Annotated in this window: 10 protein-coding genes; 6 read left to right on the forward strand and 4 right to left on the reverse strand. The window is 58.7% G+C overall.

The window, feature by feature from the left end; all coding sequences use genetic code 11:
• Nucleotides 1-49: 49 nt before the first annotated feature.
• From secA2 to HMPREF2808_RS10400, 5 genes are all read left to right on the forward strand, one after another.
• A complete protein-coding gene (gene secA2 / locus HMPREF2808_RS10380) occupies nucleotides 50-2341 on the forward strand; it encodes an accessory Sec system translocase SecA2 (RefSeq protein WP_070596385.1) in 2292 nt (763 codons plus the stop codon).
• An 87-nt stretch (nucleotides 2342-2428) separates the two neighbouring features.
• On the forward strand, nucleotides 2429-2860 hold the full coding sequence (gene odhI, locus HMPREF2808_RS10385) for an oxoglutarate dehydrogenase inhibitor Odhl (RefSeq protein ID WP_010186533.1): 432 nt from the start codon (nucleotides 2429-2431) through the stop codon (nucleotides 2858-2860).
• A gap of 106 nt (nucleotides 2861-2966) precedes the next feature.
• Nucleotides 2967-3722: a transcriptional regulator FtsR gene (locus tag HMPREF2808_RS10390; RefSeq protein ID WP_070524832.1), complete on the forward strand. Its 756-nt coding sequence runs from the start codon at nucleotides 2967-2969 to the stop codon at nucleotides 3720-3722.
• A 101-nt stretch (nucleotides 3723-3823) separates the two neighbouring features.
• Nucleotides 3824-4417, forward strand: a complete 594-nt coding sequence (locus HMPREF2808_RS10395; protein WP_070524859.1) for a bifunctional nuclease family protein — start codon at nucleotides 3824-3826, stop codon at nucleotides 4415-4417.
• A 300-nt stretch (nucleotides 4418-4717) separates the two neighbouring features.
• On the forward strand, nucleotides 4718-5278 hold the full coding sequence (locus HMPREF2808_RS10400; RefSeq protein ID WP_198530989.1) for a MerR family transcriptional regulator: 561 nt from the start codon (nucleotides 4718-4720) through the stop codon (nucleotides 5276-5278).
• A 108-nt stretch (nucleotides 5279-5386) separates the two neighbouring features.
• Here HMPREF2808_RS10400 and HMPREF2808_RS10405 read toward each other — a convergent pair whose 3' ends face one another.
• Genes HMPREF2808_RS10405 through HMPREF2808_RS10415 form a run of 3 tightly spaced genes read right to left on the reverse strand, consistent with a single transcriptional unit; the run spans nucleotide 5387 to nucleotide 8426 of the window.
• The gene (locus tag HMPREF2808_RS10405; RefSeq protein WP_070524836.1) at nucleotides 5387-6229 is read right to left on the reverse strand and encodes a vWA domain-containing protein; all 843 of its coding nucleotides are present in this window, start codon (nucleotides 6227-6229) and stop codon (nucleotides 5387-5389) included.
• 56 nt (nucleotides 6230-6285) lie between these two features.
• Nucleotides 6286-7140 carry a 3-methyladenine DNA glycosylase gene (locus tag HMPREF2808_RS10410; RefSeq protein WP_070524839.1) on the reverse strand — a complete coding sequence of 285 codons (855 nt, stop codon included), beginning with the start codon at nucleotides 7138-7140 and terminating at the stop codon, nucleotides 6286-6288.
• Nucleotides 7137-8426 (reverse strand): DEAD/DEAH box helicase, encoded by a 1290-nt coding sequence (locus tag HMPREF2808_RS10415; RefSeq protein ID WP_070524840.1) that lies wholly within the window; start codon nucleotides 8424-8426, stop codon nucleotides 7137-7139. Before HMPREF2808_RS10415 ends, HMPREF2808_RS10410 begins: the two co-directional genes overlap by 4 nt.
• 115 nt (nucleotides 8427-8541) lie before the next feature.
• Between HMPREF2808_RS10415 and HMPREF2808_RS10420 the strand changes: the two genes are divergently transcribed.
• A complete protein-coding gene (locus HMPREF2808_RS10420; RefSeq protein WP_232755706.1) occupies nucleotides 8542-9336 on the forward strand; it encodes a hypothetical protein in 795 nt (264 codons plus the stop codon).
• Between the two features lie 231 nt (nucleotides 9337-9567).
• On the opposite strand, the gene HMPREF2808_RS10425 is transcribed toward HMPREF2808_RS10420, so the two are convergent.
• On the reverse strand, nucleotides 9568-10299 hold a 732-nt coding region (locus tag HMPREF2808_RS10425; RefSeq protein ID WP_141752605.1), incomplete at its 5' end, for an HNH endonuclease signature motif containing protein.

Consider the following 10299-nt stretch of genomic DNA (forward strand, 5'->3'; position numbering starts at 1 on the left):
CTAAAGTCGATAGAAGACCTGTATGACGCACAAGGATGGAGGAGTGCTCATGGGCGCATTCGATTGGTTCTGGAAGGCAATGGGCGCGCAGTCCGAGCGCAACAATAAAAAGTCGAAAGCCGTCGTCACGGCTGCGGATTCCGCGGTGGAAGAAATTGCCAACCTATCGGATGCAGAGGTTGCCACCACCGCACGGGAATGTGTGAAGGATGGCACGATTGCGGATAAGTCGCGTTTCCTCGCTGCTCTGGCCGTGGCCAGCGAACGCAAGCTCGGCATGCGCCCATTTAATGTCCAGTCCCAAGCCGTTCTCCGCTTGCTTGAGGGTGATGTCATCCAGATGGCCACCGGTGAGGGAAAGACCCTGGTGGGCGCAATGGCCGCGACTGGTTTTGCGCTGACCGGAAAACGCGTCCACCTGGTGACGGTCAATAACTATCTAGCGGCGCGCGATGCCGAGTGGATGCGCCCGCTCGTGGAGTTCTTCGGCCTCACGGTGGCCTCGGTCACCGAGAAGCTCGGCCCGGAGGAGCGCCGCGCGGCTTACCTATCTGACATCATCTATGCGCCAGTCAACGAGCTCGGTTTCGACGTGCTACGGGATAACCAGATCACCTCCCGTGAGCAGACGGTGCAGGCGCGCGCAGATGTTGCGTTGGTGGATGAAGCGGACTCCGTGCTTGTCGACGAAGCCCTCGTCCCCCTCGTCCTCGCCGGAAACCGCCCGGGTGAGGAGTCCACAGGCCACATCACCAACGTGGTTTCGCGCCTGCGCGAGGAACAGGACTACGTTATTGCGGAGGACGGGCGCACGGTAGCGCTGACCGACGATGGAGCGGCGCGAGTCGAGCGCGAGTTGGGCATTGATTCGCTCTACTCCGAGGAGAATATCGGCTCCGTACTAGTCAAAGTGAACTTGGCGCTGCACGCGAAGGCGCTGCTCATTCGTGACATTCACTACATCATCACGGACGGAAAGCTGCAGCTTATCGACGCCTCCCGCGGCCGCGTAGCCGAACTGCAGCGCTGGCCCGACGGCCTGCAGGCCGCTGTGGAGGCCAAGGAAGGCTTGGAGGTATCGGAAGGAGGGCGCATCCTCGACACCATTACGCTCCAGGAACTCATGCGCCGTTACCCGTTGGTGTGCGGGATGACCGGTACCGCTGTGGAGGCGACCGATCAGCTACGGCAGTTCTATAACCTCCACGTATCGGTCATCGATAGAAACAAGGAACTGCAGCGCTTCGATGAGGCGGATCGCATCTATGCCTCGGTGGATGAGAAGTCCCGCGCCATCGTGAACGAAATCGTCGCGATCAACAGCACCGGCCAACCAGTTTTGGTGGGCACCCACGACGTCGCCGAATCCGAAGATCTCGCCGCTGCGTTACGCGAACGGGGGATCGAGGTAAACGTCCTTAATGCGAAGAATGACGAGGACGAGGCGCGCATTGTGGCGGAGGCTGGCGACGTCGGCCGTGTCACCGTTTCCACCCAGATGGCGGGCCGCGGCACGGATATTAAGCTGGGCGGCGCTGATGAGTCTGACCGCGATGCCGTCGTCGAGAGGGGTGGTCTGGCGGTGCTCGGCACCTCGCGGCACCGTTCCTCGCGTCTGGATAACCAGTTGCGCGGTCGCGCTGGCCGCCAGGGAGATCCGGGCAAGTCCATCTTCTTCGTTTCCTTAGAAGATGACGTGGTTAAACAGGGTGGGGAAGATGAATCCTTGTCCGCCCGCCCCGATGCCGACGGGCTCATCGAATCCAAAAGGGTTCGTGATTTCATTGCACACTGTCAGCGCGTGACCGAGGGGCAGCTTCTAGAGATTCACGCGCAGACCTGGAAGTACAACCACCTGCTCGCAGATCAGCGCATCATCATTGATGAGCGGCGAGCTAAGCTGCTCGATACCGACCAAGCCTGGCAGGAGCTGGCTGAGCGGGCACCGGAGCGTGCTGCTGAGCTTCGTGACGTCCCCGCTGAAGCGCGCGAGCGGGCGGCCCGTGAGATTATGCTCTTCCACCTCGACCAGGCGTGGGCCGACCACTTGGAGTTGATGGATGATGTGCGGGAATCTATCCACCTACGTGCCATCGCCCGCGAGACGCCAATCGACGAATACCACCGCATCGCGGTGCGCGAGTTTAAAGACCTAGCGCAGCGCGCGGTTAATGACGCCGTTGATACTTTTAAAACCGTGCTTATCGATTCAGATGGCGCCCATCTAGAGGATCACGGCCTGTCCCGCCCGAGCGCAACGTGGACTTATATGGTCTCCGATAACCCACTATCAGGGGGCGGAAACTCCGTGCTCAAGGGCATAGGAAACATTTTCCGTTGATGTAAATTGCGGAGAGGCGACTCGCGCGGGCGGCGGAGTCGCTAATATGGAATGAGTCAACATTGATCCGACCCTTCGGAGGTAAAAATGAGCGAGAATACCGGAACGCCGGAACCGCAGGCAGAAACTACTTCTGTCTTCCGCGCAGATCTTCTCAAGGAGATGGAAAACGGCACCGCGGCGGGTTCTGACGCCTCCGTTGCTGGAGCTGAGAACTTGGCTGAGGGCCAGGCACTGCTCGTCGTCAAGCGCGGTCCCAATGCAGGCGCTCGCTTCCTGCTTGATCAGCCGACCACCACCGCCGGCCGCCATCCAGAGGCTGATATCTTCCTCGATGACGTCACCGTGTCTCGTCGCCACGCGGAGTTCCGCGCGAAGGACGGTCAGTTTGAGGTAGTCGATGTCGGATCGCTCAACGGAACCTACGTGAACCGCGAGCCGCGCAATGCTCAGGTACTCGAAGTGGGCGATGAAATCCAGATTGGTAAATTCCGCTTGGTATTCATTGCCCCGAAATAAGGCAGTGCCTGTCCTAAAGAACTAGGGGAGAAGGCCGGGGGAAGCTTCCACCTGAGCTCCCCTTTTGTCATAGTGAAATCGTGAAGAAAGCAGTAGTAGTCCTATCGTGAGCGCACAGAAGTCCACCGCCGCTGCCGCAGCAGCGTCTTCCGTGGTCAAGAAGACCAAGCCTGCTAAGCAGAAGCCCATGTCTATTGGCGTAACGCTGAAGCACGTGCAGAAGCAATTTCCGGATGTGACGGTGTCGAAGATTCGCTTCTTGGAATCTGAGGGGCTGATTACTCCAGAGCGCACCGCGAAGGGCTACCGCCGCTACTACCAGAAGGACCTTGATCGTCTTCGCTATATTCTGACCGCGCAGCGCGATCACTATACGCCGCTCAAGGTTATTCGGGAACAGCTAGACGCGATGGATTCGGGGCAAGTTACCGCCATCGTGTCCTCCCAGGCCGAGGCCCTCATCAGCGCCGAGCAGCTGCGCGCGCCGGTGGTCACTCGGCTTACCGACGCCGATGTGGCCGACCAAGCAGGCACTACGCAGGAAAACATCGCCAAGCTGGTTTCTGTGGGACTGATTAAGCCGGATCCGGCGGGCTTCTTTGATACGGATGACGTGTCCATCGTGGCCGCGGCCGTGGCGCTGGAATCCTTCGGGTTTGAGGCGCGACAGTTGAAGTCGCTGCGCAATGCTGCCCGCCGCCAGGCGGACATGATTTCGCAGGTGGCAACGCCGGTGGCGCATTCGAAGTCTGATACTGCCCCGCAACAGGCCGAGGAGCTTTCTCAGCAGATGGCGGCCCTTGTTCTGTCGCTTCACGGGACGTTGGTCAAGACCGAGCTTCGTGACGAATTCCGCCCTTAAACCATACGGGCTTTTATTTCCGTAAGTTTGGCGCCGACTTTTCTACGCCACTTAACCGGCCCGACAACCATGTGCAAGGAATGTGTGTAAAAGTGGATTCCATGAACACTGAAGTATTGAAATTTCTAGGTATCCACCCCGTTGGCCCCGAAAATAACCTATGTGCTCTTTTCTATTGGGCGGAGGCGGACCGGCACGTGCCGGTCTGGGTCTCACCCATCGACGGCGCGCGTGTCCTCCAAGTACTTGAGCGGCACTTTAATGCGCGCCCAAGCACGTATGAACTGCTCATCGCCTTTGCGGATCAGCTAGATGGCATCGAGCATATTTGCGTGTCCGAGTACCGTAAGGGCGTTTTCATGGTTGATCTCCTGGATGGTACCGGCGAAGAGCACGATGCCCGCTTGTGCGACGCTCTTGTCCTCGCAGATCACTATGGGTTGCCCATTCATTTTGAGAAGGATGTGCTCGACGAGGTAGCCATTTACATTAGCGATGAGGACCTTAAAGAATATTACGGCCTAGAACGCGAGGCAGAATCCCTGGAGACGTTCCCGGAGAAGCGCATGCGCGAGTTTAAGGAGCGCCATTCCCAGCAAAGCGCGCTGGAGGACGATGACTTCGAGCAGATGATGCGTGATTCCGGAATCTCCGAGGAAGATTTGCTCGGCGGCAAAGATGGTGAAGAGGAGTAAAAGGGGAGTTTAAGCTCCCTTCCACATAATTCAGCCCTAAGCCCTGATCCCAGCTAGACATTAGAAGCGGCGCCCTCTGTGGCGTCGCTTTAGTCGTGCTACCACTGAATTTTTTAATGACACGCGTGTGACTAATGATGACAAAGTGACTCAAAAAGTCTAAAGTTCTACTAGAGGTTCACGGAGGACGACTCTTGACGCGGTCGCTGACGTGCCCTTTAATAGAAAAATAGAACTCCCCTCAAGTATCACTGGAGTAATTACGTGAGCAGTAAGAATAACCGTCCCGAGTCCAGCGCACTGCCGCTCGAAGATTTCGCAGCCAACGACTACGTTCAGGAATCCCTTTTTGATGTCGGGCCCGACGAGGAGCTGGGCTACCGCGTGCCCATCGCTTGTCAGGTAGCCGGCATTACCTACCGCCAGTTGGACTACTGGGCGCGCACGGACCTGGTGAAGCCCTCGATTCGCACTGCTCGCGGCTCTGGTTCCCAGCGCCTGTACTCCTTTAAGGACGTGCTGGTTCTCAAGATTGTCAAGCGCCTTTTGGACACCGGCATTTCTTTGCAGAATATTCGCCTCGCGGTGGAATCCCTGAGGGATCGCGGAGTTAATGATCTTGCTGAGCTCACCCTCGTCTCCGACGGCACCACGGTTTATGAGTGCCGCTCGAACGACGAAGTCATCGACCTTCTTGCCGGTGGACAGGGCGTGTTTGGCATCGCTGTCCCAGGCATCCTGAAGGAGCTTTCCGGAACCATCACTTCCTTCCCGGCCGAGCGCGTTGTGGAGGACGAAGAAGTCGACGTTGTATTTGGCCTCGACGAACTGGCTGCTCGGCGCAAGCTCAAAACCTCCTAAGGAAGCCATCCGCCGCCGCTCCTCTTAGTCACTGCAGCTCACGTCAGTGCTCTAGAGGAAGCGGCGGCTTTTTTGATGTGCGGCGTCGATGCGCCTGAAGTGTCCCGGTTATCGTGCCCCGGCGGCGTTGGCGATGGCCTTTTTGTCCTCTTGGGCATTTGAAGGGTCCGAGATGGTCTTGTAGGAGTCAGCGAGCTTTTCGAGCTCGGCGTCCTTTTCACCTTCACCGATATGCACCACGCTCAAGCTAACGCCCTGACCGCGCGCGGCTTTGACTGCCTCTGTAAAGCTTGCGTCATCCATATCTTGTTGGGTCCCAGTAGTAACGAGCACGACGCGGGCGTCTTTGCCCGTTTCTGCCTTTTGGTCCGTGGCGTTATTCAGTGCCGCGACCACGGCGCTGCGAGTTTGAGGAACGCCACCAGTGCCGAATTGCCGTACTGCGAAGGCCACGTTCTCGGCGTCGCCATAGGCTACATTCTGACGGAAGCCCACGGTGGCCGTGGCTGAAATGGGTGAGGAATAGTTCCAGAGAGCCACCTGGCTTCCCTCCGCGCCGACTGCCGACGCCGCCTCCGCCACGCCCTCGGTTACCTCATCGAAGTACGGCGCAAGGTTGTCGGAGGTATCAAGAAGGAACAACGTATTCGGCGCCACCCCTTGATCTTCCTTGTTTTCAGTGCTGGGCGTGGCTGATACCGATTCGGACGGCTGTACTGACTTCGAGGGCGTGGTCGATGCAGACGTAGTGCTAGCGCTTACACTTGTTGGTTTCTGTACGGCCGATGACTCAGTGGTTTTATCCGCCGCTACTGGCTCGCTCGAATCGGATTCCCCTCCGCGGAAGAGGAAGAATGCGCCGATAACCAACGCCAAAACCGCGAGGACGGCCACGATGATGACCCACGGTGCGATTGCATAGTTATTCTTTCCATCCGAGTGCCGGGCCATCTTTTTCCTTCCGCGCTGGGGTCTCGGGGCAGTAGAGGGCGCCCCGACGGGTCACATCAATGGTCTCTCATTGTAGCGCTCAGTGCTGCTCTAATTTGGGAGACAAGCCGCGCGCGGAGTGGCTCGGAGGCGTCGGCAAGCGCGCGTTGGCGCCGCACATACTCCGACTTTCCCTCTGGCGTTTCGATGGGGACGACCCCAAAGCCCCACTCGCGGCAGTCATATGGCGAGGCCTCCATGTCGAGCGTGCGCGCGGCCACCGCCAACCGGAAGGTATCGAGGAACAAGTCACCTGGCACCAACGGGCCCAATTTCCACGCCCATTTATATAAATCCATAGTCGCATGGACGCAGCCAGCCTGGTCGTTGTCCGGTTGGTCCTCACGGGTCAGCACCGTGAGGTTAAGCGGGCGGGCGGGCTCAGTAAAGAAACGGAAGGCATCGTAGTGCGTGCATTTGATGCGGTGCTTGTCGACGACTGCGTTCGTCCCTTCCGCTCCCAACCGCAACGGCAGGTCATGGCGAGGGGAATCGGTGTGGTACACAATGGCCCATTCATGCAGGCCAAAACAATCAAATTGGGTGGGATTGTGCGCCGTCTTTTCCAGAAGTTCCAGGATGTAGCGCACGGTTCCGCCGCGGCGTTCGAGGAAGGCCTCGGTGTCCATCGTGATGCCCTCGGCAGTGCGGCGGTAGTAGCGCCATTCGCTGTGCGGAGCGTTCCCTTCCAGGGTGACCCCTACGCCTGGGTGCCAACGGCGCAGATGAGAGGGGCGGACGGGGTAGTACTCGAAAAGGAAGTCGTAGACAGGGTGATACGAGCCTGGGTGGCGATAGCGAGCGAGGAACTCATTTGCTTCCTCCTCGTGCTGTCGCATCCGGGCTTGCCAATCCTTGGGCGCGAGAATCATCGTTGTCCAGCACTGCCTCGACGGCGGCGGTTGTTACGGCCGCGGCGGCGGTGCCCCGGTGCTTCCTGCTTAGGCTGCTGTTGGTTCGGTGGCCCGAGCGGCTCGCCCTTCGGCTTGCGCGCACCGGTCATCTGGGCAAGTTCGGGGCTGCTGGCGGGGTTGGCGCGGTCACTGATGTCGAGGTCGGTGTGGTCCACTCCGGCCTTTGCAATGAGCTTGGCCACCTCTCCGCGCTGCTCGTCGGTAACGAGTGTGACGACGGTGCCTGACTCACCGCCGCGGGCGGTGCGGCCGGAACGGTGTAGGTAAGCCTTGTGCTCGGCGGGTGGATCTACGTGGACGACGAGGGAGACATCCGCAATGTCGATACCGCGTGCGGCGATGTCCGTGGCGACGAGCACGGGTACGCTTCCGTCGGCGAAGCCCTCAATTGCCTTGGTACGTGAACCTTGGCCCTTATCGCCGTGAAGCGGCAGTGCGTTAATACCGACTCTGCGCAGCTTCTTCGCCTGCCTGTCGACTCCGTGCTTGGTCCGCATGAACATGATGGTCTTTCCCTTGCGCGCACCGAGCCGCAGGACGACGTCGTTGCGTGCCTCGCGCGTGCCGATGAAAATGAGGTGGTGCTCCATCGTGTCCACGGCGGCCTCGACGGGGGCTGTGGAGTGGGTTACGGGGTCGTGCATGAACTGCTCAACCAACTTGTTGACCTCACCGTCGAGGGTGGCGGAGAAGAGTAAGCGTTGGCCGTCTGGTGGGGTGAGTTTGAGCAGTTTGCGTACCTGGGGAAGGAAGCCCATGTCCGCCATCTGGTCGGCCTCGTCGAGCGCAGTGATGGTGATCTGGTCGAAGAAAAGCTTGCCTTGGTTGATGAGATCCTGTGCGCGGCCCGGCGTAGCAACAAGTAGGTCAACCGGGCGTGCTAATGAGCGAATGTGGTTGTTGATGTTGACACCACCGACAACCGCCAACACCCGCAGCCCCAGCGCGGCTGCGGGTTCTTCCAAGCGTTGTTGGATCTGCGTTGCCAGCTCACGCGTTGGCGCCAACACGAGACCGCGTGGGTGCGCAGGGCGCGAGACACCGGATTCGGCAAGTCGAGTGAGCATGGGAAGGCCGAACGTGAAGGTTTTCCCCGAGCCCGTGGGGCCGCGACCGAGGACGTCCTTGCCGGCGAGGGCGTCGGGAATCGCGGCTTCTTGGATAGGGAAGGGGGTCGTGATGCCCTGTTTGTCAAGGACGCGGACAACATCGCGGGGGAGGCCGAGTTCGGCGAAAGTATTCATCGGGTGGAAGTCTAGTTTGCTTCGCTGCCAGATAGAAAAGCCAGTGCGGGGAATGGGCCTAGCATCCTGCACTGTTGGCAGTAATGTGATGTAGGTCTCTGCTAAATTGATCGGCATGACGAACCCTTTCGGTAGCCCGCAACAGCCGCCCCGTGGATTTGGCCAGAACCCGCAGCACAACCAAGCACCGCCTGGCTTTATCAATCAAAATCAAGGATCTCACGTCGGTGGCCCGGCGATGCCACAGCCGCCCGAAAAGAGGCCCAGCTCGAAGACAGCATTGTGGATCGTTCTGGCGGTAGTTCTTGTATTCGCCATCATCGCAGGCGTCGCTATTTTTGCTGCAGTTTCTTTCTTCAAAGATGTTGCTGCCGATTTTGATGATGCGCCACAAGACGTAAGTGCTTCCGACAATGCCTATTGGAACAGCACATATGACTCCGATGAGGTTGACAGGATCCGCGCCTCCGAGGTTTCTGCCCCGGTGCCCGCTCCGCTCATTGACCTTTCGGACGAGTGCTATGAGGACACGTCATTCTTCGGGCAGGCGGACTATCTGGGCCTAGATGTTCAGTGGGTTCCGACGATTTCTTGCATCTATGGTCCGGACAGAGAATTCGTGGCTCAGTACACAGAGAACAAGGATGCTATACGCGATACTGAAAGCGTTGGGCTCGCCGGCACCGTCGAGGACTTCACCTCGGCCCGCGGCTCCCAGATTGGCGCTTTTAGTGAGGAAGATGAGTACGTGATTGCTGAAGTGCTTGAGGATGGCAATGCGGTTATCGAGTACGTCATGGACGGCTATGATTCCAACGGGGACGAAGCGGACTTGAATGATTTGGCCAACTATCTCGTGGGTGCGGGAATCCTTGACTCGGCTCTGGGTGGTTCGTCGGTGAATGCCTAGCTATCTTCGGCGCCGCACGCGCTTGACGACGCTTCACCCACCCCAAGTGGCCCGTCAACCCTCATCCGGTTGGTGGGTCTCGTTCTTTAAGGGCTTAAATGCACGTTGTTCCTGCCGGTATTTGAAGTGTTATCAAGGATCACCGATCTGCCCGTCAACCATCTTTGGGTTGGCGGGATCGGTGGCTGGCGGTGTCCTTTCTGCTGTTGCTGCGTGTGGTGGTTGTGGGTGTTAGCTGCAGTCGGGTGGTTCCTCTGGTGGTTGTCCTGCTTGTTCGGCGTTGAGTCTGGCTAGTGCTTCTTGGTATTCGGGCATTGCGGTGATTGGTGTGCCCCAGGGTGGGATGAAGCTGACCCCGGTGTTGAGCCGGTACATGTAGCCGCGGCCGGTAGGCCTTTGCGGGTCATCATCGTTAATACCGTTGTGGTAGGCGCACAGGAAGGTCAGGTTCTTGATGTTGGTGTAGCCGCCTGCCTGCCAGGGGATGAGGTGATGGACTTGGCAGTAATCAGCGGGCTTGTTACAGCCTGGTCTTGCACATGTGTGGAATTCAGCGTGCAGGGTAAGGCGTTGTTTGAAGTTTGCTCCACGCTCTAGCCGCCAGGTGTTGATGGGTCCTTCAATGGGGTGGACGATGGTGGCATAGCCTATTTCGGCGAATTTGTGGGTGAGGAATTCCGCCCCGGTCATGCGCCCACCGTTAGTCAAGTTGAGCTCTATTTCGTCCCCGTCGCCGTTTATGATCTGGTCGAGCTCGTTCAGGGTGACGATGACTTGGGTGCGCACCGCGGGTTTGGAACCGGTGCCTTCTTTGAAGAAGACGTCGTTGGCTGCTTGAAGCAGGTCGGTGTTGGTGGATTCTAAGACGCCGCGCATGTTGGCAATCGTGGTGGCGTCATCGGTAATGGAAAGGGTGTTAGGGCCTTGCGTGCGGTAGGTGATGCGCACGCCTGGTTTGGCTAT

Origin of the sequence: Corynebacterium sp. HMSC078A10 (genome assembly GCF_001811565.1) — a bacterium.
GTDB classification, from domain to species: Bacteria; Actinomycetota; Actinomycetes; order Mycobacteriales; family Mycobacteriaceae; genus Corynebacterium; species Corynebacterium hesseae.